At 68.0% G+C, this 24,934-nt stretch carries 26 protein-coding genes; 20 read left to right on the plus strand and 6 right to left on the minus strand.

The features are described from left to right. The first annotated feature begins 469 nt into the window (after positions 1-469). The 3 genes from ACFZDC_RS19515 (at position 470) to ACFZDC_RS19525 (ending at position 5,099) form a co-directional block, all read left to right on the plus strand. Positions 470-3,778: a type ISP restriction/modification enzyme gene (locus ACFZDC_RS19515; RefSeq protein ID WP_391325333.1), complete on the plus strand. Its 3,309-nt coding sequence runs from the start codon at positions 470-472 to the stop codon at positions 3,776-3,778. 291 nt (positions 3,779-4,069) lie between these two features. After that, the gene (locus tag ACFZDC_RS19520) at positions 4,070-4,531 is read left to right on the plus strand and encodes a GntR family transcriptional regulator (protein ID WP_391325335.1); all 462 of its coding nucleotides are present in this window, start codon (positions 4,070-4,072) and stop codon (positions 4,529-4,531) included. Position 4,532: 1 nt separating this feature from the next. Then, the gene (locus ACFZDC_RS19525) at positions 4,533-5,099 is read left to right on the plus strand and encodes an HD domain-containing protein (protein ID WP_391325337.1); all 567 of its coding nucleotides are present in this window, start codon (positions 4,533-4,535) and stop codon (positions 5,097-5,099) included. Here ACFZDC_RS19525 and ACFZDC_RS19530 read toward each other — a convergent pair. Together ACFZDC_RS19530 and ACFZDC_RS19535 are read right to left on the minus strand one after the other, a co-directional pair. Next, positions 5,087-5,560, minus strand: coding sequence for an NUDIX domain-containing protein (locus ACFZDC_RS19530; protein ID WP_391325339.1), 474 nt, complete (start codon positions 5,558-5,560; stop codon positions 5,087-5,089). The genes ACFZDC_RS19525 and ACFZDC_RS19530 overlap by 13 nt on opposite strands. Next, positions 5,547-6,290, minus strand: coding sequence for an XRE family transcriptional regulator (locus tag ACFZDC_RS19535; protein WP_391325341.1), 744 nt, complete (start codon positions 6,288-6,290; stop codon positions 5,547-5,549). Before ACFZDC_RS19535 ends, ACFZDC_RS19530 begins: the two co-directional genes overlap by 14 nt. A 738-nt stretch (positions 6,291-7,028) precedes the next feature. Between ACFZDC_RS19535 and ACFZDC_RS19540 the strand changes: the two genes are divergently transcribed. From ACFZDC_RS19540 to ACFZDC_RS19615, 16 genes are all read left to right on the plus strand, one after another. After that, positions 7,029-7,298 (plus strand): DUF6284 family protein, encoded by a 270-nt coding sequence (locus ACFZDC_RS19540; protein WP_391325343.1) that lies wholly within the window; start codon positions 7,029-7,031, stop codon positions 7,296-7,298. Continuing rightward, on the plus strand, positions 7,295-7,648 hold the full coding sequence (locus ACFZDC_RS19545; protein WP_391325345.1) for a hypothetical protein: 354 nt from the start codon (positions 7,295-7,297) through the stop codon (positions 7,646-7,648). Before ACFZDC_RS19540 ends, ACFZDC_RS19545 begins: the two co-directional genes overlap by 4 nt. A gap of 50 nt (positions 7,649-7,698) precedes the next feature. Continuing rightward, positions 7,699-8,640, plus strand: a complete 942-nt coding sequence (locus ACFZDC_RS19550; RefSeq protein WP_391325650.1) for a DUF2637 domain-containing protein — start codon at positions 7,699-7,701, stop codon at positions 8,638-8,640. Further along, positions 8,637-9,284, plus strand: coding sequence for a diguanylate cyclase domain-containing protein (locus ACFZDC_RS19555; RefSeq protein ID WP_391325347.1), 648 nt, complete (start codon positions 8,637-8,639; stop codon positions 9,282-9,284). Before ACFZDC_RS19550 ends, ACFZDC_RS19555 begins: the two co-directional genes overlap by 4 nt. Continuing rightward, the gene (locus tag ACFZDC_RS19560) at positions 9,284-9,667 is read left to right on the plus strand and encodes an RRQRL motif-containing zinc-binding protein (protein ID WP_391325349.1); all 384 of its coding nucleotides are present in this window, start codon (positions 9,284-9,286) and stop codon (positions 9,665-9,667) included. The genes ACFZDC_RS19555 and ACFZDC_RS19560 overlap by 1 nt, the downstream gene beginning before the upstream one ends. A gap of 82 nt (positions 9,668-9,749) precedes the next feature. Beyond that, positions 9,750-11,957 (plus strand): cell division protein FtsK, encoded by a 2,208-nt coding sequence (locus tag ACFZDC_RS19565; protein ID WP_391325351.1) that lies wholly within the window; start codon positions 9,750-9,752, stop codon positions 11,955-11,957. 141 nt (positions 11,958-12,098) lie between these two features. Next, positions 12,099-12,353, plus strand: coding sequence for a hypothetical protein (locus ACFZDC_RS19570; RefSeq protein ID WP_391325353.1), 255 nt, complete (start codon positions 12,099-12,101; stop codon positions 12,351-12,353). A 206-nt stretch (positions 12,354-12,559) separates the two neighbouring features. Next, a complete protein-coding gene (locus ACFZDC_RS19575) occupies positions 12,560-12,754 on the plus strand; it encodes a hypothetical protein (protein ID WP_391325355.1) in 195 nt (64 codons plus the stop codon). Positions 12,755-12,768: 14 nt separating this feature from the next. Then, positions 12,769-13,230: a hypothetical protein gene (locus ACFZDC_RS19580; protein WP_391325357.1), complete on the plus strand. Its 462-nt coding sequence runs from the start codon at positions 12,769-12,771 to the stop codon at positions 13,228-13,230. 13 nt (positions 13,231-13,243) lie between these two features. After that, entirely contained in the window at positions 13,244-13,468 is a 225-nt protein-coding gene (locus ACFZDC_RS19585) for a hypothetical protein (RefSeq protein ID WP_391325359.1), read from the plus strand. Between the two features lie 84 nt (positions 13,469-13,552). Beyond that, on the plus strand, positions 13,553-14,413 hold the full coding sequence (locus ACFZDC_RS19590) for a bifunctional DNA primase/polymerase (protein ID WP_391325361.1): 861 nt from the start codon (positions 13,553-13,555) through the stop codon (positions 14,411-14,413). Between the two features lie 2 nt (positions 14,414-14,415). Then, the gene (locus ACFZDC_RS19595) at positions 14,416-15,888 is read left to right on the plus strand and encodes an ATP-binding protein (RefSeq protein ID WP_391325652.1); all 1,473 of its coding nucleotides are present in this window, start codon (positions 14,416-14,418) and stop codon (positions 15,886-15,888) included. 430 nt (positions 15,889-16,318) lie between these two features. After that, on the plus strand, positions 16,319-16,507 hold the full coding sequence (locus tag ACFZDC_RS19600; RefSeq protein ID WP_391325363.1) for a helix-turn-helix domain-containing protein: 189 nt from the start codon (positions 16,319-16,321) through the stop codon (positions 16,505-16,507). Between the two features lie 63 nt (positions 16,508-16,570). Further along, positions 16,571-17,806 carry a tyrosine-type recombinase/integrase gene (locus tag ACFZDC_RS19605; protein WP_391325365.1) on the plus strand — a complete coding sequence of 412 codons (1,236 nt, stop codon included), beginning with the start codon at positions 16,571-16,573 and terminating at the stop codon, positions 17,804-17,806. A 411-nt stretch (positions 17,807-18,217) separates the two neighbouring features. After that, entirely contained in the window at positions 18,218-18,676 is a 459-nt protein-coding gene (locus ACFZDC_RS19610; RefSeq protein ID WP_391325367.1) for a hypothetical protein, read from the plus strand. Further along, on the plus strand, positions 18,673-18,969 hold the full coding sequence (locus tag ACFZDC_RS19615; protein ID WP_391325369.1) for a hypothetical protein: 297 nt from the start codon (positions 18,673-18,675) through the stop codon (positions 18,967-18,969). The genes ACFZDC_RS19610 and ACFZDC_RS19615 overlap by 4 nt, the downstream gene beginning before the upstream one ends. 271 nt (positions 18,970-19,240) lie before the next feature. Here ACFZDC_RS19615 and ACFZDC_RS19620 read toward each other — a convergent pair whose 3' ends face one another. Continuing rightward, positions 19,241-19,405: a hypothetical protein gene (locus ACFZDC_RS19620; protein WP_391325371.1), complete on the minus strand. Its 165-nt coding sequence runs from the start codon at positions 19,403-19,405 to the stop codon at positions 19,241-19,243. A 194-nt stretch (positions 19,406-19,599) separates the two neighbouring features. Here ACFZDC_RS19620 and ACFZDC_RS19625 point away from each other — a divergent pair, with 194 nt between their 5' ends. Further along, positions 19,600-20,526: an oxidoreductase gene (locus ACFZDC_RS19625; protein WP_391325372.1), complete on the plus strand. Its 927-nt coding sequence runs from the start codon at positions 19,600-19,602 to the stop codon at positions 20,524-20,526. A 232-nt stretch (positions 20,527-20,758) separates the two neighbouring features. Here the strand turns inward: ACFZDC_RS19625 and nirD are convergent, their stop codons facing one another. Genes nirD through ACFZDC_RS19640 form a run of 3 tightly spaced genes read right to left on the minus strand, consistent with a single transcriptional unit; the run spans position 20,759 to position 24,930 of the window. Then, a complete protein-coding gene (gene nirD, locus ACFZDC_RS19630; RefSeq protein WP_391325374.1) occupies positions 20,759-21,109 on the minus strand; it encodes a nitrite reductase small subunit NirD in 351 nt (116 codons plus the stop codon). After that, entirely contained in the window at positions 21,106-23,715 is a 2,610-nt protein-coding gene (gene nirB, locus ACFZDC_RS19635) for a nitrite reductase large subunit NirB (protein ID WP_391325376.1), read from the minus strand. Before nirB ends, nirD begins: the two co-directional genes overlap by 4 nt. Beyond that, positions 23,716-24,930, minus strand: coding sequence for an FAD-dependent oxidoreductase (locus tag ACFZDC_RS19640; protein ID WP_391325378.1), 1,215 nt, complete (start codon positions 24,928-24,930; stop codon positions 23,716-23,718). Positions 24,931-24,934 lie beyond the last annotated feature (4 nt).

The following is a 24,934-nucleotide window of genomic DNA, read 5'->3' on the forward strand; positions in this document are numbered from 1 at the left end:
TGTGGGCGTGTTCACCCCGAACAAGCGCACGGTCAGCCAGCCCTTGAGCGCCCACGGTTAGCCACGGTAGCGGGTGCGCCGACCCGACCAGGCGCGCGTGTGCCTCGCCGTACCCCCACCGGCCGCAGCCACGCTGCCAGTGCCGTCGACCAGAGCAAGCCGCGACGGCCGGCACGTAATGGCGGTTCCTGGGCCCTCAGCTTGGGAAGCTCAGGTGACCGATGGGCCGCTGCTTGGCTGACCTACACGAGAACGGCGTCGGTGCCCGTTCGTTCGTCGCACCGATTCTCGGCACTCCCCGTGGTTCCCCGCTTGATCTGGCACGGTTCTGGCACGACCTCTTCGTGCGACCGTACGGCGATGAGGGACGGGCCCATACTTGCTTGAGCGATGGCGGCTAGGCACCTTGCACGCGAGGGTGGCCACGAGTGATCATCTGTTCTCTGGACACCTAGGTGAGGGGCGTGTTGTGGGGGGATCGGAGTATGGCTGGCTGACCGAGGCCGTGTCGGATTTCGGGAAGGCCTGTAAGGACAGGCTGAGTGGCCCCGGCGGTCCCGAGGCAGTGATACGCCGCCCCATTGAGGACCTCCTCTATACCGCTGGTCGTCGCTACGGACTGAAAAAGGTTCTGTGGCATGACGAGACCCGGCTTGACGCGCTCGGTGTACGCCCTGACTACGCGGTACAGGTTGACGGGGCGATCGTCGGCTACATCGAGGTGAAGAAGCCCGGGCTGAACATCGACCCTGAGTCCTTCACCGGGCAGAACAAGCGCCAGTGGGAGAGGCTGCGCGATCTGCCGAACCTCCTCTACACCAACGGGACCACCTGGCGGCTTTTCCGCGGGGGCAAGGAAGCACGGGAGCCTGTCCATTTTGAGGGTTCCCTCAAGAGCGCGGGTGGCAAGCTGTCTGTGCCGACGCCCGCCAACCTGGATAGTCTGCTGCGCACTTTCCTTGGTTGGGAGCCGGAGCCCATCCGGACCGTGTCAGCTCTAGTTCAGCGGATCGCGCCGTTGTGCCGGCTGCTCCGCGCCGCAGTCCTGGAACAGCTTGCCGCCGAAAAGAAGGCCATGGAGGCCGGCGCCAGCCCGAGTAAACTGCCGTTCACCGGTCTGGCCCGCGACTGGCGCAAGCTGCTGTTCCCTACCGCGGACGACGCCACCTTCGCCGACGGATACGCGCAGGCTGTCACGTTCGCGCTCCTTCTCGCCCGTACTGAGGACATCTCTCTCACCGGTACCTCGCTCCACGAGATCGGCAAGAAGCTCCATGCCGGGCACTCCCTGATGGGCAAGGCCCTCCAGCTTTTCACCGACAACGTCGACGACCGGTTCGAGGTGACACTCGACCTTCTAGTCCGAGTTGTGGCCTCCGTCGACTGGGAGCCGATCCGCAAAGACCGCAAGGATGCCTACCTGCACTTGTACGAGTCCTTCCTGGAGGTCTACGACGACGAGCTGCGGCAGAGAAGCGGCTCCTACTACACGCCCCGCGAAGTCGTGGAGGAGATGGTCCGGCTCACGGACGACGTGCTGCGTACTCGACTGGGCAAGGCGGAGGGGTTCGCCGACCAAACCGTCTTCACCATCGACCCGGCCATGGGGACGGGCACGTACCTTCACGCAATCATCGAGCGCGTGGCCCAGCGGGCTGCCGAGCGGTACGGTCCGGGCATGGCTCCCCAGGCCATCAGCGACCTTGCGGCCCGCCTCGTCGGCTTCGAATTGCAGATGGGGCCTTCCGCGGTTGCTGAACTGCGTACATCGGACCTGCTGAAGAAGTACGGTGCGTCGCTGCCGCAAGGCGGGGCGAATCTCTATGTGACAGACACGCTGGATAACCCGTACGTCAAGGAGGAGGCGATCGCCTCAACTTACGGGGCAATCTCGGAATCCCGAGACCGCGCTAATAAGGTCAAGGCCCACGTGCCCGTCAATGCCGTCATCGGGAACCCGCCCTACGGTGGCAAGGCCGAAGGCCGGGGTGGCTGGGTGGAAAATGGTGCGGAAGGAAAAGGCAAGCCGCTATTGGACGACTTCCGTTTCGCAGGAAACGGTCGCCACGAGCACCTTTTGAAAAACCTCTACATCTACTTCTGGCGCTGGGCCACGTGGAAGGTCTTTGACGCGCATCCCGAAGACCAGCATGGAGTGGTCTGCTTCATCACCCCCAATGCCGTCTTCAACGGCCCCGGAGGGCGGGGCATGCGCGCGTACCTGCGCGCCACTTGCGATGAAGGCTGGGTCATAAACGTCTCCCCAGAAGGCCACCGGCCGGATGTGCCTACCCGCATTTTCCCTGGTGTCGCTCAGCCCTTGGCGATCTGCATCTTCCTGCGCCGCGCGGACGCCGACCATAGCCAGCCAGCCATCATCCATTACCGCGAGGTGCACGGCCGCCGAGCCGAGAAGTACCAGCAACTCAAGAACATCCAACTGGACGATGGTGCCTGGCAGGTGGCTCGTACAGACAGTGATGCACCCTTCACCCCAGCTCAGTTGAACTGGGATGCGTACCCGCGGCTCAGTGATCTTTTCCCCTGGGAGAGCCTCGGTGTTACTACAAATCGGGGCTGGGTGCAGTCGCCCGGGTGGCAGATCCTTGAGCAACGCTGGAATACGTTGATCAACGAGGATGACGTCGAGCGAAAAGCGGAACTGTTCAAGGAGACGAACGATCGGACCCTGGGTAAGAAGCTCGACGGTCTGCCCGGCCGCAGGGCATACAATGTGCCGATCGGTCAGGAGACAACTCAGCGCCCTGACCTCCTGCGCATCAGCTTGCGCAGTTTTGACCGGCAGTGGCTGATCGCGGACCGACGGGTAATGGACAGGCCTCGCCCCGACTTGTGGGAAGCGTTGCAACCCGGGCAGGTATTCCTAAACCAGCAGTCCGCGCGCCCCATTGAATCAGGCCCAGCCGTTGTCGCCACCGCCCTCCTTCAGGACACAAACCATTTCAATGGGCGTGCCGGCAGAGTATTGCCGATGCTGCACCCGGACGGCACCGGCAACGTGCCTACAGGACTGCTCACCGCCTTGGCCTCCCGGCTGGGGATAACGAATGTGACCGTCCAGGATCTCACCGCGTACGTCATGGCTGTGGCTGGCCACCCAGGGTTTACGCAGCGCTTCAAGGAGGAACTCCTCACCCCCGGAGTGCGAGTCCCGCTGACTAGTGATTCCGCTCTATGGGAGGAAGCAGTACGGCTTGGCGAAGAGGTTTTGTGGACCTCCACCTACGGCGAATCCTTCACTGACCGAGAAGTCGGACGCACGCCTGGCGATGTCACTTATGCGCATGGCGACCCGCGGCAAATCAGATACCTGACTCCTATCGGTAGCGAAGTCCCGCATGAAATGCGCTACGAGGCCGCTACGCAGGTCCTCCACCTTGGCGCCGGATCCTTCGGACCGGTACCCGAGGAGGTATGGAACTACGACGTAGGTGGAATGGGAATCCTCAAGAAGTGGTTCGGCTACCGCAAGGCACGCCCGGATAGCAAAAGGTCCAGCCCACTGGACGACATTCACGCTGAGCAATGGCCGAGCGAGTGGAGCACCGAGCTCATTGAACTGCTCACGGTGCTGCGCCGCCTAGTCGAGCTGGCTCCCGCCCAGGCGTCCCTGCTAGAGCGGATCCTTGCCGCGCCGCTGATCACTGAGGAAGCCATCAAATCCGAAGGGGTATTCCCAGTCGCCGATAAGGCCCGCAAACCGCGCCTCTCGGTCACCTTCGACATCTTCGAAGCGGCGGACGACGCTGATCACTAGCAGCATCACTCCTCAGGAGTCTGTACCGCCCCTGTGTGACGGGGACCAGCCCGGCTGCTGGGCATAGGCGGCTGGCGTCAGTGAAGGCGGAGCCGACCGACCGTCCAAGCTGCCACGTACCTTCATTGGCATCAGGCGGCTGACTGTTATACGCGTGGCACGGGCGCGGGCCGGGCTGGAGTGGGGCGGAGACAGGAGCGCAGGCCCGGCCGGGGGCCGGGCCGGGCGCGGTGAGCGGAGCGAGCCGCCCGTGGGAGCCTTGGGACGACGATTGCGAACGGAGGAGAGCGAGTGTCGCAGCATGCCAACCCTCGGGGAACCTTCCTGAAGATCGCCGACTCCGTGAAGAGGCAGATCGAGGACAACCCAGACATGACGGAGCTTCCGTCTCTGGCTGAGGTCATGCACGAGCACCAGGTGTCTCGCGGGGTCGCCCTCCGTGCGTTCAGCGTTCTACGGCAGGCAGGCTTGGCCGAACCGGTGCCGGGTGAGCGGTGGCGCGTCCTGCGCGCGGGCATGCAAGTTGATCGGCGCCCGCTCGAACAGCGGATCGCGGACGTCGTCACGACTGACGGGCTAGAAGTAGGGGAAGCCTTCCCGAGCGCTTCCGCGCTGGCCGCACGGTTCGGGGTGTCACGTCCGACCGTTACCAAGGCGCTGGAGAAATTGGACGCCGCCGGCGTGCTGGCGGGCGGAGGACAGGGCAAGGTGCGGACGGTACGTGCCGTGCCAGCGCGAGAGGAGCGTTCGTAGCTTGTCGACGTTGACGGAGTGGGCCTATCCCCTGGCGGAGTCCCTGCTTGCCGGGCCGTTGCCGCGGCGCTGGAAGCACTGCATTGGGGTGGCTGAGAGAGCGCGTACGATCGCGCTCGTTCTCGACCAGGACGCGGACCTGCTGGAGGCCGCGGCGGTACTTCATGACATCGGCTACGCGCCGGACTTGGCTAAGACAGGCTTTCACCCGCTGGATGGCGCGCGCTATCTCCGGGACGTGGCCGGCGCCGACGAGCGGGTGATCAACCTAGTCGCTCACCACTCCTGTTCGTGGCTTGAGGCAGAAGCACGCGGTCTGCACGCTGATCTGGTCGGGGAGTTTCCCCGCGAGAGCGAGCACCTCAATGACGCGCTCTGCTTCTGCGACATGAACACCACCCCGGACGGAACGCCGACCAACCCCATCGACCGGATCAACGAAATCACCGGACGCTACGGGCCGGACAGCCTGATCGGCCGGTTCATCCGCCGGGCCGAGCCAGAGATCCTCGCGTGCTCATGCCGCGTTCTGGAACGGGTCGCTGCTGCGAAGCGTCAGCCGATGTAGGGCGCTGTCCGCGTCCGGTCCATAGCGTGCTCGATGCGGAGCCGCATCGTGGGGTGTACGTCCAACGTCCTCAGGTCCGCCGGGTCGACCCAGCGGACCTGTGTCGTCTCGTTGCTCGTACGGAGTTCGCCACCGACCGGCCGCGCGCGGAAACAGATGCTGAATTGCTGACGAACCTCGCCGTCGTCGTACTGCATCACGTGTCCGGGGTCCGTGTAGAGCCCGGACACGTCGACCACTTCCACCTTGACCCCGGTCTCTTCCCACACCTCGCGCAAGACCGTATCGCTGATGGCCTCGCCCACATCGTGGCCGCCGCCGGGTAGTGCCCATCGCCCGTTGTCCGAGCGCTGGATCATCAGCACTTGGTCCGCGTCATTCTGGACGAACGCAACGACCGACGGCACGACCGAGTTGGCCGGCGGGGCGTCGGGGTCGTGCAGGTAATCAATGCGTCCCATTGCTCGTAGCTCCTGTGGTGGTGGCTATATCTTGCTCGGTCACCGGGCGGGCGTTCTGCCAGGTGTGCTCGATGCTGTTCGCGTATGTATCGAAGAGACCACCGCCCGGTAGACGGCGTAGGTGAAAAACAGGTGCCATGTAGGCGCCAATGCCGTAGACGTGCGGATTTACCAGCATCTCGTCATCCGAGCGGTAGATGGAGTTGTAGAGCGTCGAGTCGTGCAGGCGAAAGCCGATGCCCGGGTGACTCCGCATTAGAGGGCGGTACAACATCAGAGCGTTGCGGATCTTGCCGTCCATGATCTGGTGACCCTCGTCGATGCCGCGCTGCCGGACGGCCGCGCAGCCAGGGTCCCCCAGCAGGATGCGCACGTGGGTGCCTGCTTCAACCTTCGTCTTGACGAGGTCGTGAAATAGCGGATCCTCTGAGAGGAACAGGCCCGAGTAGACCAGCACGTCCAGGGTCCGCTCAGCGCGGCTGTAGAGCCCTCGCCAGAGGTCGGACGGCACCGTATGCCGGTGCGGGTAGACGGTCGTGATCTCGGCTCTCGTTAGGTCCGTCGCGCTGTCGACGGAACGGCCGTCGTCCCAAAGCGTCGTCACGTCGACCTTGAGCGCTGCCGCCGTCGCGTACTGATGACGCCTGTACGGCAGCTTCCCTTGAGTGATCCAGCGTTCGACCGTCTTTGGGTTGACCGCGATCGCCTCGGCGAGACTCTGCACGGTCATGCCGCGGGCTAGGAGAGCTGACCGTAACCGCTCGTTCGACATGCGCACCCCCACTGGGACGTCTAGGGACTTCCTGACCGTAGCCAGAAGTCCCGAAGCTGTCCACGCATGGGGTAACCAACTCCCCTGACCTGCGGCGATTCTGAATGTGCGCCAAGAAGTCCCGACGCGAAAACCAAGAGACTCCGGCGACATGCTTGACGAAGCTCCATGCAGTACCTGTAAAACAGGTACTGCACAGCCGAACGAGCAACTCGGCTGGAGGGCGGCCTCGTGCCGCATGCGCAGAAGGCGGGGACGCTGCAATCCCGCTAAAGGCCAGGTGGAACAGGGTTTCGGCCCGTACTGGCGAGGTGGCCCGGTGACCGCGAGCAACGGCCGGAGAGTGGGGACAAGGTCCCCCTTGCAGTGCAAAGTCCCTGTTCATCGCTGTGAAGGAGCGACTGTGATCAGACGAAAGCGTGGGCGCCGCCGTGGTCGACCGGCACGGCGGCGCCGCTCTATCCCCGGTCCCTCGCATCGTTCGGGTGCGGTGGACAACCGGTCGGCTTCTTCCGCCTCGCGGTGACTATCGCCGCGCCGGTTGCCTCCCTCGCCCGTCCGGTCACGCTGTGCGCGCTGGCTGTACGGGCGGGGCGGTGGGGAGCCGGACATCCCGACTTCAACGGCGTGAGCCCCCGGAGGTGCAACTCCGGGGGCTCTGTTCGGGCCGTTCCTGCGTGGAAGGAACCACGACCCATGAACCACGTTGTCACACTTCAGGACGCTGTCACGGCGTTCGCCGACTTCATGGAGCCGACGGATGCGGAGCTGGACGCGATCGAGCGGGAGATGCCCGTGATCCTCGCTGACGTCGACCTGTTGGACGCGCAGATCACGACCCTGGACCGGGTCCCGTCGGAGTTCGACATGCGGCGTATCCGTCGGGCCCGCCGCCGGGCGCTGGCCGCCCGCCTCGCCGTGATCAACCAGACGGCCGGTGCGAACCTTGCTGGAGGTGCGGCATGAACCAGGTGCTGGCGCTGGATGACCTGTCCGTCCCGCTGCGGGTGCTGCGCCTGCTGGCGATCGACTTCCCGGACCTGACCGCGCCGAACGTGGACGTCTCGCCCGTGTATCCCCAGGTGCTGCGTCTGTCGCTGCACGAGACGTCGTGCGACAGCTTCGCCGCGTTCGAGTCCTGGCGCCTGGCGCTGGGCATCGAGCCCGGCACCGTCGACTTCCACATTCAGAGCGATGGCCGCACCGCGGTCCTGCAGGGGCGCGGCGCGTACGGCGGCGCGGACGTCGAGCTGACCGCCTACGCGGCCTCGCTCGCCGACGGCACGGTGTCCGCCGGGGCGGGGGGTGCACGGTGACATCGCAGCCTGTGGAACGTGCGGCGGTGCCGCCGCTCACCCGCCCGGAAATGGGGCTCGCCGGGGTCGGCGCGCTGGCCGCGGCCGGTGTCGGCGCGCTCGGTCTGATCTCTTCCTTCGACGCCGTATCTGCCGCCGCCGCGCGGTGGGGGTTCGGTGAGCCGTGGATGCTGCCGGTTGGTATCGACACCGCGATCCCGGTGTTCACGGTGGCCAACCTGCTGTTGATCCGGATGGACATGGCCCTGGCATGGGTGCGGTTCGTGCCCTGGGTGCTGACCCTGGTCACGTGCGGTCTGAACGTCGCCGCCGGCACCGGCCTGTGGGCGAAGATCGCGCACGGCACGATGCCGCTTCTGTGGGTGGTGTTCTCGGAGATCGGCGCCCATATCTACGCCGTGCGGATCGGAGCCGCGACCGGCCGGCGTATGGAGAAGATCCGGTTCTCGCGGTGGCTGCTGGCGCCACTGTCGACGTTCGCACTGTGGCGGCGCATGACCTTGTGGGAAGTCACCTCCTACAGCGCGGCGCTGGCGTGTGAGCGTGAGCGGCTGCTGGCCCGTGCAGACCTGCACGAGCGCTATGGCCGTCGCTGGCGCAGGAAGACGCCGCGGCGTGAGCGCGTGATGCTGCGCATGGGCGAACTCACCCCCGTCGCCCCGACGCCGCCCAGCACCGACGCGGAGCCTGAGCCGGTGGATGCGCCGGAGGTCGCGGAGCCCGCGGCGCCCCGCCCGGCGCGCAAGCGGCCGGCCAAGGCCAAGCCCGCTCCGGCGCAGCGCACCGCCGCCGACCTGCTGAGTGAGGCCCGCACGCTCACGGCCGAATGGACGAACGACGCGGTCAACGCCGAAACGCTGCGCAAGGCTTTGCGGTGCGGTTCGGCGCCGGCACGGCAGGTCCGTGACGCCCTGCTCGCCGAACGCGCCAACTCCCACCCCCTAGACGCGGCGGATGTCGTGCCCGCTGAGGCTGAGGGGGTGGCGGCATGAGCACGCTTGCCACGCTCCCGTTATCCACGCTGCCCCTGGCGGCAGGGTGGGCGGTTCACGTGCGGTGGCTGCACCGCTGCCTGAGCACCGCGCGCCGGGACCCGCTGACCGGTCTGGTTACCCGTGACGGGTTCACCCGCCGCGCCACCACCCTGCTCAAGGACCCGCGGGCGGTCGTTGTCCTCGCCGACGTCGACAAGTTCAAACAGATCAACGACCACTTCGGGCACGCTGCGGGGGATGCGCTGCTGAAGGCGACCGCTGACCGGCTTGCCCACTACGTCGGCCGCGCGGGAGTCGCGGGCCGTCTCGGGGGAGATGAGTTCGCCGCCGTGCTCATCGACGCCCACGGTGCCGCCGCCGACATGCTGACCCTGCTCCACGGCGTGCTGGCCCGCCCGGTCGATGGCCAGGACCCGGACGTGCACACCACGGTCTCGCTCGGCTGGGTGCGCGCCGCGGACTTCCCCGCCGACGACCTGTCCGCGCTGCTGCGCCGAGCGGATGAGGCGATGTACGCGGCCAAGCAAGCCCGCTCCGGGACCCGCCGGGCGGGCCTGGGACGGCTGTTCGCCACCATCGCCGGACGCCGCTCCGGCCGCACCGGGACCCGCTCTGACAGGCCCGTGAGGGTGGCGGTCTGATGTCCGCCTACACCAAGTGCTACGACCCTGCCGGGGCCCGGTTCGGGATACCCACCTACCCGTGGCACTTCGCGCCGGACGGCTACGCCACCCGCCGCCAACTGCGCGCCTGTGGGCTGCGCCCCGGCGGGCAGGAAGTGGCCGCGCAGATCATGCGCACCCACCGCGGCCGTAAGGCAGGGGTGCAGGTGGCCTACCTCTACTGCGTCGACCGCGCCAAGCCGGTCCGCCCGATGACGTCCCAGAAATGGGGCGCGCTCGCACTGGCGATGCTGGCCCGCCGCACCTGCCCGAACTGCCGGATCACCTACAGCTACTGCATCCCGACGTTGCTCGGAATGTGCGTTCCCTGCGCCTACCCCGAGGAACAGTGCGCCGCCTGACCACCTCTCGTGCGGGGCCCGGTCACGACCGACCAAAGCAGCGACCGGGCCCCTCATCCCTCATGAGCGAAGGACGAACTCAGTGAAGCACCCCGACGACGACAACGAACTCTTCAACCGACTCGAAGCCGAACTGGCCGCCGACTCCGGCGGGGACGTAGTCGACCTGAACGCCGCCCGGTCGGCCCGTGCCGAGTCGGCCGACCGGGCGGCCGACTCCCACCCCGGCGGTTCGGGCATCGAGTCGGCCGACCCGAGCACGCCCCTGTTGGTCGACTCGCCGACGCTGAAGGCGGCTGGTCCCGGCTACCTCGGTCGGCTCGCCAGCGCCAAGCGCCGCGCGGTCGTCCCGCTCTGGCTGCGCTCGCTCTCCGAGCTGAAGACCGCGTCCGGGTGGGTGGCCCGCCACTACGCCCACACCGCCGGATACCACGCCCTGCGCGCCCCGGTCTACGCCGCGCGGCTCGCCCTCCAGGCGCCGACCGGCGCCGCGCGGTTCGTGGGCGGCACGATGCGGTGGGTCGCCGACCGCGAGGGCGAAGCCGTCCGCCTCGCCGCCGTGCGCCGCGAGGACGCGGCGGAGTACCTGAAACTGTCCCGCCAGCGTGACGGCCGGGTCCGGCTGCGCACGCTGGTCGCCGTGCTCGCCATGTTCGTCGGGCTGGGGTCGGCACTGGCCATCTACGTGCTCGCCCCCGACTGGCTGCAAGCCCTGTCGGTCGGCGCGGTCGTGCTGGCGCTGGGGTCGGCCGGCCGGAAGGCGGACGCGCCGGTCGTCCACAAGGCTGTGGAACTCCCCGACGCACCCAAGCTCACCAGTGACATCGTGCTGCGTGCTCTGGGTGCTCTGGGCATTCCGGCGATCAACCAGGCGCAGGGCAAGGGGCGGGACGGGTTCGCGTTCACCGCTCCGATCACCCGGGACGGGCCCGGCTGGCGCGCGGAAGGTGACCTGCCGTACGGGGTGACCGTCACGGACGTGATCGAGCGCCGTGACCGTCTGGCGTCCGGTCTGCGCCGGCCGCTGGGCTGCGTGTGGCCCGAAGCGGTGCCCGATGAGCACACGGGCCGTCTCGTGCTCTGGGTCGGTGACCAGGACCTGAAGAGCGCGCGTAAGCCGGTCTGGCCGCTGCTGAAGTCGGGCACCGTGGACCTGTTCAAGCCCGTCCCCTACGGCACCGACCAGCGTGGACGCTGGGTCGAGGTCACCCTGATGTTCATCGCTGGAGTCATCGGGGCGATCCCCCGCATGGGCAAGACGTTCCTACTGCGGCTGCTGCTGCTCATTGCCGCCCTCGACCCGCGAGCGGAGCTGCACTCCTACGACATGAAGGGCACCGGCGACCTGGACCCGGTCGGGGAAAAGGTCTCCCACCGGCACGGCGTCGGCGAGGAAGACGAAACCTTGCAATACGCGCTGGCCGACTTCCGCGCGCTGCGCGAGGAACTGCGCCGCCGTACGAAGGTGATCCGCTCTCTGCCCCGGGACATCTGCCCGGAGTCGAAGGTGACCAGCGAACTCGCCTCGAAGCGGTCCCTTGGCCTGCACCCCATCGTGATCGGGGTGGATGAGTGCCAGGTGCTGTTCGAGCACGCCGACTACGGCAAGGAGTTTGAGGAGATCGCCACCGACCTGGTCAAGCGCGGACCGGCCACCGGGATCGTGCTGCTGCTGGCCACCCAGCGCCCCGACGCGAAGTCCCTGCCCACCGGGATCAGCGCCAACGCGGGCGCCCGCTGGTGCTTGAAGGTCATGGGCCAAACCGAGAACGACATGGTCCTCGGCACGTCGTCCTACAAGCGCGGCGTACGCGCAACGATGTTCGCGTGGGGTGACAAGGGTCTGCACTACTTCGTCGGCGAAGGCTCGGACGCCCGGATCGTCTCCAGCACCTTTGTGGACGCGCCCGGCGCCGAAGCCATCGCCGCCCGCGCCCGCACCGTCCGCGAGAAGGCCGGACTCCTGTCCGGCTACGCCCTCGGCGAGGCACCCGAGACAGTGACTGGTCCGGCGTATGACCTGCTCGCCGATGTCGCGGCCGTGGTCGCGGAGAAGGAAGAGCGGGTGTGGAACGAGCGGATCGCCGCCCGCCTCGCCGAACTCCGCCCCGACCTCTACGGCGGCTGGAAGGGCGAGAACGTCACCAGCGCGCTCAAGCCGCACGGCATCCGCACCCGCGACGTGGCGGGCACCACGGACGACGGCACCCGCACCACCCGGCGCGGCATCACCCGCGCCGACCTCCTCAAGGCGATTGCGGAGCGTAACGAAAAGCCGGGCGCGGCATAGGCCCGAACCGGTGCTACCGGTAGCACCCACACCTGCTACCGGTAGCACCCCCGCTAGCACCCCATTCGTGCTCTCACCTGTTATCTAGCGGATAGCACCCCACCTGCGGAAACCCCTGGAAACCCGCCCGGAGGGACCCTGATGACCCCCATCCTCGCCGCTATCGCCTGCCTGATAATCGTCACATTCGGTTATGGCGTGCTGTGTGCGGCCTCGCCGTTCGGTGACTGCCGCAAGTGCCACGGCATGGGCCACGCCCTCAAGCACGACCGCAAAGGCCGCCTCAAGCGCGGCAAGGACTGCCGCCGCTGCCACGCCACCGGCAAACGCATCCGCGTCGGCCGCTGGCTCTACAACCGCTGGGCCCGCATCTACCGCGCCGGCACCACCGACTGAACCCCCGGAGGCACACCCCTGAACCGCAGCCCTGAGCCCACTCAGCCGCCCGTCATCGTCTGCCGTGACGCAGGCAACGACCTTCATCACTTCGCCGACCTCCAGGACCGGTTCCACGCCGATCCGGTCAGTCTCGGCGACTTGCACCGCGCACGTGCCGACATGCGCGCCCGGTTCGACAACCTCGACCGCCCGGAGGGCTCCTGATGGTCTTGAACATCTCCGCCGTGCTGCTGTTCGGCGCCGCGTCCGCCCTCGCCGTCAAGACCAAGTCCGCCGGGGGCGGCGCCGCCCTGGTGCTGTTCCTGTTCGGCTTCTTCGTCGCCGGGACCGGTGCCTACGAGCCCATCCACAGCCTCGTCCAGGCATCCGCCGACGCTCTGTCCGCCCTCGGCAACTGAAGGAAGACCACGACGTGAACCAGCCCACCCGCCAGCCAGCCGCATACGACACCACCGCCGTGGCTGTGCATCACCCCGTCCCGCTCACGACCACGCCCGCGGCGCCGCTCACGCTCGTGCAGCCCGGCGGCATCCCGTCCGTGGCAAGCGTCGTCCTCCCGGACGGCCGGATCGTCACCGGCTACGCCATCCACCCCGCCCACACCGAACCGGTCGCACCGAAGCCGGACGTCTCTCGGGCGGCCGTGAACGTCGCCCTCGGGGGTGTCGGGTTCCTCGCGGTGTCCGGCGGTCTGCTGCTGCTGACCACCTTCATCACCGCCCTGACTGCGCTGGTCACCCAGCTCGTCATCCTCGCCGCCGTCATCTTCGGTGGCTGGATCGCCGTGCAGGTCTTCAGCGCCAACCGCCACGGTGCTGGGACGACAGTCCACATCCGCAAGGCCACCTTCAAGCGCAACCACTTCCACGGCTGAACAGGAGTCCTCTGTGTTCGAGATCCGCATCGTCTGCGACCCCGCCGAAGCCGACAGCATCACCACTGCCCTGCGCCGCGTGTTCGCCACGGGCACCGCCCGGCAGTACCCGGCGCGAGACGGCCACAACGTCCGCCTGTACCTCACCGCTGAAGAGCGCGAGGGCGACACCGCCGCCCCGGCCGCCGAGGTCGACGGCATGACCCAGTGGCCCTGGTACCTGCCCGCCGACCGCTAGCTACGCCAAGGGCGGCCCCCTCTCGCCAAAGACCGGGGCCGCCCTTGTCCACCTGCCGTCAACAGACCTGTGGAGGTCTTCAGCATGACGCAACCGACCGACGTTCGGGGAGAGCACTTGCGTGCTGCTCTCTGCCTAGCAGCCTCCGGCGTGCCGGTGATGCCGTTACGAGCCGGGAAGGTGCCCTTCGGTAACTGCCGTCGCTGCGCGGAAAACGCGTGCGGCGGTCGGCCGAACATGAAGATTCCCGGCCCCTGCACCTGCTCGGCGCCCTGCCACGGCTGGGCCGCCGCCACCACCGACCCGTACGTCATCACCTCCCGCGCGTGGGCGGCTGCGTGGCGGCATGCGGCGGCGGTCGCCTACCACCCCGGCGGCGCCGGCGTGAGCGTGGTCGACCTCGACAACCCCGCCGCCGTTCAGTGGGCCCGCGAGAGCCTGCCCGCGACCCGGACCGTGACCACCACCCGGGGTGAGCACTGGATCTACCGGGGCACCATGTCGTCCTCGAACGCCGTACGGCCCGGCGTCGACATCAAGTCTCGTATGGCGTACGCCCGTTGGCTGGGTCGGGGCGTGGGTGCGACGGCCGTTCTCCCGGACGCTGTGCGCGCGCTGGGAGTGAAGGAACCGGCTACGGCCCGTAGGGCGCCACAGAGGCTCACAGCGGCTTTGGGGGGACGTGGGGGCGAGTGCCCGCACCGCACGACCGTCTATCTTGACCGGGGTATCGGCATGGCTGTGCAGCGGATCAGTGAGGCTCGGAGTGCGGTCCACGCGACCGTGTACCGGACGTTCCTCGCGGTGCTGTCGACGCACGGCCGGTGCGGCTGCCTCACCGAGGACCATGTCACGCGGCTGTTCGCCGCCGCTCAGGCCAAGGGCGAATCTCCCCGGCACTGCACTGACGCGTGGACCAACGCTCTGACCACGTTGGGACTGTGACTATGTCCGAGGACGACAAGAGCCCCGCCCGCGAGGTCATCACCGACTACGCGCAGGCGCACTTCCGGTACTTCCGCACGGCGGACGGGACCGTGTACGCGCAGCGCAACGGCCACCCCGTGGCACGCCCGATCCGTTCCCAGGGCACGACCGGCAGCCACCGCCAGGAACTCATGGTGGGCCTGTTCCGGGACGGGCGCGGCGTGTTCAACGGCACCGCACTCAAGGAAGCACTGGACTTGATCGAAGCACTCGCGCTCACCGAGGACGTGCAGCCCGTGCACATCCGCGTCGCCCCGGGGTTCGACGGAGCCACCTGGTTGGACCTGGGACGCGCCGACGGGCAGTCCGTGCGTATCCACCCCACCGGCTGGGACATCGCCGTCCCCGACCCGCGTGAGGTGTGCTGGCGGCGCACCCAGCTCACCGGGGAACTCCCGATGCCGGTCAAGAACAGCGACGGCAAGGGCATCGACCTGCTGATGCGGCTGTGCAACTTCGCCACCGCCGAGACCGAGTGCCTGGCCATCGCGTGGCTGGTCGGGTGCCTCGGTCCGTCCGTGCCGGTGCCGGCGCCGTTCCTCACCGGTCCGCAGGGCGCGGGGAAATCCACCGGCGGGCGGATGCTGGTGCGGATCATCGAGGGAATGACCGGTGACCTGCGCCGGGCCCCGAAGGATGAAGAGAACCTGCTCGCCGCGGTGGCGGCCGGCTGGGTGACCGCCCTGGACAACCTGTCCCACATGAGCCCGGACCTGTCCGACGCCATGTGCTGCATCGTCACCGGAGCCGAGAACGTCAAACGCGCCCTGTTCACCGACGGGGACGTCTTCCGCGTCGGCTACCGCCGCCCCCTGCTCCTGACCGGAATCGACGTCGGTGTCATCCGCCCCGACCTGGCGGAACGGCTACTGCCATTGCGGCTGGAGCGGCCCCGGGTGCGACGCACCGAGGATGAGCTGTGGACCGAGTACGCGGAGGTGCTGCCCGTGGTCCTCGGCTCGCTCCTGGACCTGACGGTCAAGGTGCGGGCGGTGGAGGCGGAGACCCCCACGGACCTGCGGATGGCGGACTTCGCGCACCTCTGCGCGCAGCTCGACGCGGCCACCGGCCTCGGGGCTCTCACCGCCTACCGGGCCAGCCTGGACGACCTCAACGACGATGTCATCGAGGGCGACCTCCTGGCTCAGACCGTGCTCGCGCACGCCGCCGGCCTGGACACGGGTGCCGAGCAGCGGATGACATCCACGGAGTGGCTGCACTGCCTCAGCCGCGTCTACACCGGCGACGACTTCCGCTCCCTGCCCAAGGGCTGGCCGACTACGGGAAAGGTGCTCTCCGACCGGCTCAAGCGGCTACAGCCCACCCTCGCAGCCCGGGGCGTCACCATCGACTCGGGCCGCACCCGAGAGGGCCGCTACATCGTCATGACCCGCACTCAGGCCGCGCCACCGCACGAGCAGCAGGCCTTGTGACCGGCGCCACGGCCGAACAGCAAGAGGAGCACCACGTGACAGGCGTGCTCCTCTTGCTGTTCGGCGCTCGCGCCGCCCAAGGTCGCGCCGCGAAGCGGCTCCTTCTTCACGCCCTGAGCCGCACCGCACCACCACAGACACCCCCCTCTTTTTTCCTAAGTAGGGGAACGCTGCGTCACAGCGTCACACGATCTTGGAAAACGGCGGGTGACCTGCGCAGACAGGCGTGACGCAGACGGCCCCCCTCTGCGTCACCTGCGTCACCTGCGTCACGCGTGACGCACCCCCACCCCTCTGCGTCACCCCAAACCCGCAGGCCAGCAGCCTGCGTGACGCGGGTGACGCTGTGACGCAGACATCCGCACCTCGGACACAGCCCGGCAACCCGGGGCGGGACTCGCTCTCTCCCCTTCCCGACAGGAAGGACGCCATGAAGAGGTACCTAACGACCGCGGAAGTCGCTGAGCGCTACCGAACCTCGCCTGCAACCGTCCGCTACTGGCGCTACGCCGGAACCGGCCCGCAGTGCTTCATGAGGCGTGGTCGACATGTTCTGTACGACGCTGCCGCGCTCGACAAGTACGACGCAGAGGAGATCGGAGGCCGACGCGCAGCATGACCCGAAACAGCAACGAACCCCACCTCATGGCTGACTCAGCTTGCTCTGAGGGGGAGGGATCTGATGGCTGACGTGTACGACCGTTGGCACCTCTCCCGACCGCCGGCCGACGCTGAGCCGTGCGAAGCGCACAGCAGCAAGACGCAGACGCTGTATCCCAGTGTCGATCACGGCACAGGGAAACGTTGGCAGGTGCGCTACCGGGACTTGTCCGGCAAGCAGTGCAAGGAGAACTTTGAGAAGAAGAGTGCCGCGGACTCCCGTGCCGCCAAGGTGACGGCTGAACTCGACACCGGCACCTTCGTGAACCGGGAGTTGGGCAAGCAGAAGTTCAGGGCCATCGCCGAACGCTGGCAGGAGACAGCCGTACACCGCGAGCGAACCGAGACGAACGTAGAGCGGGCCCTACGGCTGCACATCTATCCGACGTTCGGTGATCGGGCGATCGGACGAATTGAGCGGGCAGACGGACAGAGGTGGATCAAAGAACGGTCGGCCGTCATCGCTCCGTCGACCTTTGCGACGCCATGGAACGTCTGCACCAGCATCCTGAAGATGGCTCACCAAGAGGGGATCATTCCGAAGTACCCATGGGAGGGACTGAAGCCGCCGGAGGTCTTCTATCCAGAGATCCACCCGCTTCATCCGGAAGCAGTGAGGGCGCTCATCGTGACCGCGTCTCCCCGATACCGCGCTCTGGTTAGGCAAGCTGCGTCCACCGGTCTACGGCAAGGTGAGCTGTTCGGGCTGGAGGACGAGGAGCCTGCTGAGACTGTGACGGTCAAACAACAGTTGATCGGTCCCGACAAGGGGGTCCCGTACCTCGGGGAACCGAAGACCAGGCAAAGCTATCGGCCTGTTCCTCAGGGACGCTCGGTCGTAAACGAGATCGCCCGGCATCGCGAGAAGTTCCCGCCGCAGGTCGTGTACATCGAGGACCGGAAAAACCCCAGGAAGCCTGTATGGCGCCATGCTCGGTTGCTGTACACCAGCGAGACCGGGGGAGCAATTCGGCGCGGGAGTTGGGCGAAGGTGTGGGCCCGGAATGTCAAGCGAGCGAACGCTTACCTGGAGAAGTCGGGCAGCAAGGTTCGTGTCCCTGAGGACACCACGCTTCACGATCTGCGGCATTTCTACGCCTCGGTGCTGATCAAGAACGGGGCGACGCCGAAGCAGGTGCAGATGAGGCTTGGTCATGCTAAGCCCTCGATCACGCTGAATGTCTACACACACTTGTGGGAGGCAGAGGAGGACCGGACCGCCGCCATCATGGAGGCGGCGCTGGGTGATGTGCACTGAGAGTGCCCTAGGAGGGGCGGCGGATGGCGAATCCCCGCAGACGGCGTCGCTCTTGGAATCTGCGGGTGTCGCCCCTCCATGCATCATCCCCCGGTGCGTCTCGCCTAGCCGCTTACTGAGCGGAGCGGCGCCTGTTCGCGTTGGTTACCGTTGGACCTGTTCGAATCCGCTGTGCCCTCCGGGTGCAGCGAGGCCCGTCACTCGCCGTGGCATCCGGCGGGGTGCGAGCCGGGCGGAACCAAGCTCCGTTTCTTGGGGGCACTGTCTGTGCTCGGCTCTTCGTGCAGCGAGCGGCCCCGCGCGCTCTGACTTAGGCTAGTGGGGGCGCAGGGTCCCGTTAGGTCGACCATGAGACGGGTTGCAAGTCAGTGTGAGAGTGGGTTATCGGCAATGCCTTCCCCAGTGCGCCAAGTGAGCGCCCGAGTCATTGTGGCTACATGGCTCATCTGTGTTGCCATTGCCGCCGCATTCCCTCTCATAGTTGCTACCTACGCTGCATCGAATAATGGTGATGAAATTTCCTTCTATTCGATTGTTGGGGGTGGTGACCTCTTTTTGATATCTGCCATCATCCTGGTGGGTGGCCTCGGTGATATTCTCCTTGGGTATGGAAGTAGGCTCGTGGCGGCCGCCAATGGTCAGTTGAAGGAGTTCAACTGGCTGGAGGTTATCGGTCCTATATTCATTGGCGCCGGCGCGATATTGGTTATGCTAGTTAGTATCGGATGGTACGGGGATGTTCGCGCTCACGATGAGAACGGGTACACAATAAGTGATTCTCCCACGATAGCGTGGGCCTCTATCGTAACATTCGCTCTATCGGTTCTTGTCGGGAGCTTCGCCGTCTGGTCGGAGGCGCGTAGCAGATGAATACGGTAACTGCTCTAATTGTCGCGGGACTCGGCTCAGTCACCTCCATCGGTGGGGTCGTACTTACCCGAGTTGGTGAAAAGCGTTCGGTCAAGCGAGAGCAGCAGACCGCCGAGATGCAGGAGCGGCGGCGATCGCCCGGCTGGATTGACGAGGTGAATCTGATTCTTATCGAAGAGGCTAAGGGAGGGGAGATACATAGGATTGAGCGTGCCGCTTCGACCTCTGAAGCGGCACATCTAATGCAGGAGGTGAAGGCGCTCGGAAGAGGAGGGCCGAACAACGACCACTGAATCTGTTATCGCGTCTTGCAAGACGGTCGCCGCCTCATGCGTACCTTCACTGCGAGTCGAGCGCCTGCGACTCGATCATAAGAGCGCGTCCCTCGCGTCGAAGCCCTCGTGCTGCGAACGGGGCGACGCCGAAGCGGGTACAGATGAGACGCCGCCAACCCGTCGAACGATCACGCTGAACGTCTGAGGCCGCGCTGAAGCTGAACGATGTGCCCTGAGAGTGCCCGAGCCGGGGCGGCAGACTCCGAGTCCCCAGCTCAGGGTGTTGCTCTTACACCCTGTGCGGGGGTGCCGCCCCTCCGGCGTGCCGCCGCACGAGCACGGCCTGGCGGGTGAGCGGCAGGCGGGCGTGGTCGGGGGCGGCGTCCATGCGGGCCGCCTGGCCCTTGGTGAACATGAACATGGCCGCGTCGTCGGTGTGGTCCATGTAGCTCACGACTTGTCGCCGTTCGGCGCGTTGCCCTCGCAATCGACCGTCATCCTGCGTCTCCTTTCCCGGGGGCGACGGGCGCGAGCGGGAGCGGGAGCTGGAGATCGTGCGCTGCGACGACGCCGTCCTGCGGATCCGCTGGTTTCCAGCGGATCAAAGGTGACATGTTCAACCTCCCTTCGTGGACAGGAGTTCGGCGCATGCCCGGATGGCACACACGCGACCTGCCGGACCAGACCGGGCGCGTCGCCGTCGCCACCGGAGCCAACAGCGGGCTCGGGTACGTCACCGCCCGCGAGCTGGCCCGCAAGGGGGCCCGGGTGGTGCTCGCCTGCAGAAGCGGGACGCGGGGCGGGGAGGCGGTCGGGCGTCTCCTCGGGGAAGTGCCCCGGGCGTCCGTCGAGCTCGCCCGGCTCGACCTCGGGGACCTGCGGTCCGTGCGGGACTTCGCGGGCCGGCTGGCGTACGAGCGGCTCGACCTGCTGGTCAACAACGCCGGCGTGATGGCACCCCCGTACGGGACGACGGCGGACGGGTTCGAGACGCAGTTCGGGGTCAATCACCTGGGGCACTTCGCGCTCACCGGACTGCTGTTGCCAGCCTTGCTGGCCACGCCGGGCGCCCGTGTCGTCACCGTCTCCAGCGTGATGCACGCCCTCGCCGGCATCGACATCAGCGACCTCAACAGCGAGCGCCGCTACCGGCGGTGGATCGCCTACGCCCGGTCCAAGACCGCGAACCTCCTCTTCACGCACGAGCTGGCGCGCAGGCTCGCCGACCGCGAGGCGGACCTCGTCGCGGCCGCCGCCCATCCCGGTTACGCCGCAACCAACCTTCAGACGGCCGGACCGCGTGCCGAGGGGCGCCGGGGTGCCGAGCGGGTCATGGAGATCGGCAACCGGGTCTTCGCGCAGACGGCGGAGGCGGGCGCCCTGCCCACGTTGTACGCGGCGACCGCCCCCGATGTGCGGCCCGACTCGTTCTTCGGGCCGTCCTTCGCGATGTGGCGGGGTGCGCCGGCGCTGTCCTGGCGGGCTCCGTGGACCCTCGACGACAGGGTCGCGGTCAGGCTGTGGGAGGCGTCGGTGCGGCTGAGCGGCGTGGATTTCGGCGCCCTCGAAGAGTGACGTACGGCCGCAACGCACCCTTCGTCAGCGCGGCGCGGGGAGGCGACGACGCCGGGTGCCCGGTACCGCGGCAGACCGCCACCGCGCCCTGCTCAAGAACGGCGGCGACCTCCTCGGTGGTGGAGGCCCGGCCGAGGGGAGCGTGGCCCCCCGCGCGCTCGTGGAGATCCGGCCGAGGGGGAGCGTGCCCCCCGGCGCGCTCACCCTCGGCCGGAATGGTCAGTCGAGATATCTAGACCGACCGCACGTCGTACGTCGGCACCCGCACGGACTCGTCGTCCAGGCACTGCCCGGTCTCCAGCTCGAAGCGCTGCTTCAGCAGCGGGGACGCCACGAACGGGCGGCCCTGGTGGCTGCCGGTGAGGCCGCGGGAGAGGACCGCCGCCCCGGTGAACGGGTCGCGGTTGTCGATGGCGTACAGCCGGTCCGACCGGTCCCGGAACACGGCCACCTGGCGGCCGTCCGGCAGCAGGGCGGCCACCCCGCGTCCGGGTGCCAGCCGATGCAGGTCACAGACGGTGAACCAACGCTTCTCCATGCGGAGTTGGACCTTCAGGTCGGTCGTCTCGAGTGCCAGGGTCATCGCTGGGCGCTTCCTTCCAGGACGTCTTCAGCGGGTCGCATGCCGATGGACAGCAGCGGGAGGTCGGGCTTCATCTGGTCGCGTTCGGGAACGAAGGCGACCACCGGGTCCGGGGTGTCCGGCGCGTTCACGAAGGACACGAACCGGGCCAGCTTCTCCGGGTCGTTGACGGTCTCGGCCCACTCGTCGCGGTAGTGCGCGACGTGGGCCCGCATCAGCTGCTCCAGCTCGTCGCAGATGCCGAGCGAGTCGTGCACCACGACGTCCCGTACGTGGTCCAGGCCGCCCGGGATCCGCTCCAGCCAGGTCGAGGTGCGCTCCAGACGCTCGGCGGTGCGGATGTAGAACATCAGGAACCGGTCGATCAGCCGGACGAGTTCGGCATCGGACAGGTCCTGCGCCAGCAGGTCCGCGTGGCGCGGGGTCGCGCCGCCGTTGCCGCCGACGTACAGGTTCCAGCCGTTGGCGGTGGCGATCACACCGAAGTCCTTCGACTGGGCCTCGGCGCACTCGCGCTGGCAGCCGGAGACCGCCGACTTCAGCTTGTGCGGGGAGCGCAGTCCCCGGTAGCGCAGCTCCAGGTCGATCGCCATGCGGACGGAGTCCTGGACGCCGTAGCGGCACCAGGTCTGGCCCACGCACGACTTCACGGTGCGCAGCGCCTTGCCGTACGCGTGCCCCGACTCGAAGCCGGCGTCCACCAGTCGCGCCCAGATCAGTGGCAGTTGTTCCACGCGTGCGCCGAACATGTCGATCCGCTGACCGCCGGTGATCTTCGTGTAGAGGCCGAAGTCGCGGGCGATCTCACCGATCACGATCAGCTTCTCGGGCGCGATCTCCCCGCCGGGGATGCGGGGCACGACCGAGTACGAGCCGTTCTTCTGCAGGTTGGCGAGGAAGTGGTCGTTGGTGTCCTGCAGGGCCGCCTGCTCCCCGTCCAGGACGTAGCCGCTCGCGCCGATCGTCGGGGCGAGGGAGGCGATGATCGAGCCGACGGCCGGCTTGCAGACCTCGCAGCCGTCGCCGCCCCGGGCGCCCTCGCGGCCGTACCGGTCCAGCAGGTCCTGGTACGACGTGATGCGCAGGGTCAGGACGATCTCGTACAGCTCCTCGCGGGTCTGCGCGAAGCAGCCGCACAGGCCCTTGTCGACCTCGACGCCGCTCGCCTCCAGCTCGGCGTCGACGAGCCGGCCGAGCACCTTGACGCAACTGCCGCACCCGGTACCGGCCTTGGTGCACTTCTTCACCTCGGGCACGGTCGTGCACCGGTGCTCGGTGACCGCGCCCCGGATCGTGCCCTTGCTGACGTTGTGACAGGAGCAGATGATCGCCTCGTCCGGCAGGGCGGACGGCCCGAGCTGGGCCCCCGAGTCCGCTCCGGCGGGCAGGACGAGGGACTCGGGGGAGATCGGGGGCACCGAACCGGTCAGGGCGCGCAGGGTGCCGTACGCCTCCGCGTCGCCGACCAGGATGCCGCCGAGCAGCGTGCCGTCGCGGCCGATGACCAGCTTCTTGTACAGGCCGGCGCGGGAGTCGGAGTAGACGACGTCCAGGCAGTCCTCGGCGGTGCCGTGCGCGTCGCCGAAGGACGCCACGTCCACGCCGAGCAGCTTCAGCTTGGTGGAGAGGTCGGCGCCGGTGAAGGACGCCTCGTCCTCCGCAATGGTCGCGGCGGCCGTCCCGGCCTGCTCGTAACCCGGGGCCACCAGGCCGTACACCCGGCCGTCCGCGGCCAGCGCGCACTCGCCGATCGCGAACACGTGCGGGTCGGTGACCGTACGGCACTGCTCGTCGACGGTGATGCCGCCGCGCTCGCCGACCGCCAGGCCGCAGTCGCGCGCCAGCTGGTCGCGGGGGCGGACACCGGCGCTGAACACCACGAGATCGGTGGCGAGTTCGGACCCGTCGGACAGCTTCATGCCGGTGACGGCGCCCGAGGCGTCCGTCACGATCTCCTGGGTACCCACGCCGGTGTGGACCGTCAGGCCCATGTCCTCGATGGTTCGCAGCAGGGCCGCGCCACCGCCCTCGTCCACCTGCACCGGCATCAGGCGCGGCGCGAACTCCACGATGTGCGAGGTGAGTCCGAGACCCTTGAGCGCACCCGCGGCCTCCAGGCCGAGCAGACCGCCGCCGACCACCGCACCGGTCGTGGCGCGAGTCCGGGCGTACTCCTCGATGGCGAGCAGGTCCTCGATCGTGCGGTAGACGAAACAGCCGGTGGCGTCCTTGTTCGGCACCGGCGGCACGAACGGGTAGGAGCCGGTGGCCAGGACCAGGACGTCGTAGTCGACGACCAGGCCCGAGCGGGCGGTCACCTTCTTCGCCTCGCGGTCGATGGTCTCCGCCGGGTCGCCGACGTACAGCTCGATGCCGTGGTCCTTGATGAACTCCAGGTCGGTCATGGAGAGGTCCTCGGGCGTCTTGCCCGAGAAGTACGAGGTCAGCTGGACGCGGTCGTAGGCAGGACGCGGCTCCTCGCACAGCACGACCACGCGGTGCGTGGCGGTCAGGCCGCGCTCGGCGAGCGCTTCGAGGAAGCGCTGGCCGACCATGCCGTGGCCGACGAGCACGATCGTGGGGGTGGCCCCCGGGGTGGCGGTCATTCAGGAGCCTCCATCGTTGGTGAGCAGGTGGAGCAAGGGGCCGTCCGACGGGAGCGGCTCTGCTCCCTCCCAGGCGCGGGCGAGCGCGCCGACGGTGCCGAGTTCGCCGACGAGCACCCCGCCGACCAGGCGGTCGTCGCGGACGACCACCTTGCGGTAGGTGCCCCGGGTGGCGTCGGTGAGCTGCACCACGTCGTCGCCCGGGCGGGCCTCGGTCTCACCGAACGCGGCGAGGTCGAACGGGGAGCCGGGACCGGTGAGGGTCAGCCGGGTCAGGGAACGGGTGCCGGTGTAGCGGGCGTTCGGGTCGCCCGCGAGCAGCTCGGCCAGGGCGTCGGCCTGTTCGAGGGCCGGGGCGGCGAGACCGTACAGCGTCCCGTCGTGCTGGGCGCAGTCGCCGATGGCGTGGATGTGCGGGTCGCAGGTGCGCAGTTCGTCGTCGACGAGGATGCCCTTGTGGACGGCGAGGCCCGCCTGTTCGGCGAGGCCCGTGCGCGGCCGTACTCCGCAGGCGAGGACCACGACGTCGGCGTCGAGCGCGTACCCGTCGGCCAGCTCCACGGAGCGGACCGCGCCGCCGACCGAGCGCACGTCCCGCACCCGGCACTCGGTGTGCACCTCGACGCCGAGGTCCTTCAGGTGCCGCAGCACCAGCCGGGAGGCGTTGGGGTCGAGCTGGCGCTCCATGAGCCGTTCGCCCTGCTGGGCGAGCACCACCTGCGCGCCGCGCACGGCCAGCGCGCGGGCCGCGGAGACCCCGAGCAGGCCGCCGCCTACGACGACCGCCCGCACGCCCGGCCGTACCGCCTTGGACAGCCCCAGGCAGTCGTCCATCGTGCGGAACGCGTGGATGCCCTCGGGGAGTTGCCGACCGGGTGTGAACAGGCCGCGCAGCGGCGGCAGCACGGGGTTGGAGCCGGTGGCCAGCACCAGTGTGTCGTATGCGATCGGTGAGCCGTCGGCGCGGTGCAGCCGCCGTGCCGCGCGGTCGATGCCGGTGATCCGGGTGCGTACGTGGCCGCCGGGCGCGGGGAGGGCGATCACCTCCGGGGCGTACCGGCCGGCCAGCACCTCGGCGAGCAGGACCCGGTTGTAGGGCGGGTGCTCCTCGTCGCCGACGAGGAGCGCGGGCGTGCCCAGCTCGCCGAGCCGCCGGGCGAGCCGTACGCCCGCGAGGCCGGCGCCGATCACCACCACACGCGTTTTCGAGGTCATGTAT

Source organism: Streptomyces sp. NPDC007905 (assembly GCF_042959345.1).
GTDB lineage: Bacteria > Actinomycetota > Actinomycetes > Streptomycetales > Streptomycetaceae > Streptomyces.

Excerpts from the sequence above, each read along its gene's own strand:
- ACFZDC_RS19530 (WP_391325339.1), bottom strand. The coding sequence starts at position 5,560 with ATGGGACGCATTGATTACCTGCACGACCCCGACGCCCCGCCGGCCAAC.
- ACFZDC_RS19535 (WP_391325341.1), bottom strand. The coding sequence starts at position 6,290 with ATGACCGTGCAGAGTCTCGCCGAGGCGATCGCGGTCAACCCAAAGACG.
- ACFZDC_RS19540 (WP_391325343.1), top strand. The coding sequence starts at position 7,029 with ATGAACCACGTTGTCACACTTCAGGACGCTGTCACGGCGTTCGCCGAC.
- ACFZDC_RS19545 (WP_391325345.1), top strand. The coding sequence starts at position 7,295 with ATGAACCAGGTGCTGGCGCTGGATGACCTGTCCGTCCCGCTGCGGGTG.
- ACFZDC_RS19550 (WP_391325650.1), top strand. The coding sequence starts at position 7,699 with ATGGGGCTCGCCGGGGTCGGCGCGCTGGCCGCGGCCGGTGTCGGCGCG.
- ACFZDC_RS19555 (WP_391325347.1), top strand. The coding sequence starts at position 8,637 with ATGAGCACGCTTGCCACGCTCCCGTTATCCACGCTGCCCCTGGCGGCA.
- ACFZDC_RS19560 (WP_391325349.1), top strand. The coding sequence starts at position 9,284 with ATGTCCGCCTACACCAAGTGCTACGACCCTGCCGGGGCCCGGTTCGGG.
- ACFZDC_RS19570 (WP_391325353.1), top strand. The coding sequence starts at position 12,099 with ATGACCCCCATCCTCGCCGCTATCGCCTGCCTGATAATCGTCACATTC.
- ACFZDC_RS19575 (WP_391325355.1), top strand. The coding sequence starts at position 12,560 with ATGGTCTTGAACATCTCCGCCGTGCTGCTGTTCGGCGCCGCGTCCGCC.
- ACFZDC_RS19590 (WP_391325361.1), top strand. The coding sequence starts at position 13,553 with ATGACGCAACCGACCGACGTTCGGGGAGAGCACTTGCGTGCTGCTCTC.
- ACFZDC_RS19595 (WP_391325652.1), top strand. The coding sequence starts at position 14,416 with ATGTCCGAGGACGACAAGAGCCCCGCCCGCGAGGTCATCACCGACTAC.
- ACFZDC_RS19600 (WP_391325363.1), top strand. The coding sequence starts at position 16,319 with ATGAAGAGGTACCTAACGACCGCGGAAGTCGCTGAGCGCTACCGAACC.
- ACFZDC_RS19605 (WP_391325365.1), top strand. The coding sequence starts at position 16,571 with ATGGCTGACGTGTACGACCGTTGGCACCTCTCCCGACCGCCGGCCGAC.
- ACFZDC_RS19615 (WP_391325369.1), top strand. The coding sequence starts at position 18,673 with ATGAATACGGTAACTGCTCTAATTGTCGCGGGACTCGGCTCAGTCACC.
- ACFZDC_RS19625 (WP_391325372.1), top strand. The coding sequence starts at position 19,600 with ATGCCCGGATGGCACACACGCGACCTGCCGGACCAGACCGGGCGCGTC.
- nirD (WP_391325374.1), bottom strand. The coding sequence starts at position 21,109 with ATGACCCTGGCACTCGAGACGACCGACCTGAAGGTCCAACTCCGCATG.
- nirB (WP_391325376.1), bottom strand. The coding sequence starts at position 23,715 with ATGACCGCCACCCCGGGGGCCACCCCCACGATCGTGCTCGTCGGCCAC.
- ACFZDC_RS19640 (WP_391325378.1), bottom strand. The coding sequence starts at position 24,930 with ATGACCTCGAAAACGCGTGTGGTGGTGATCGGCGCCGGCCTCGCGGGC.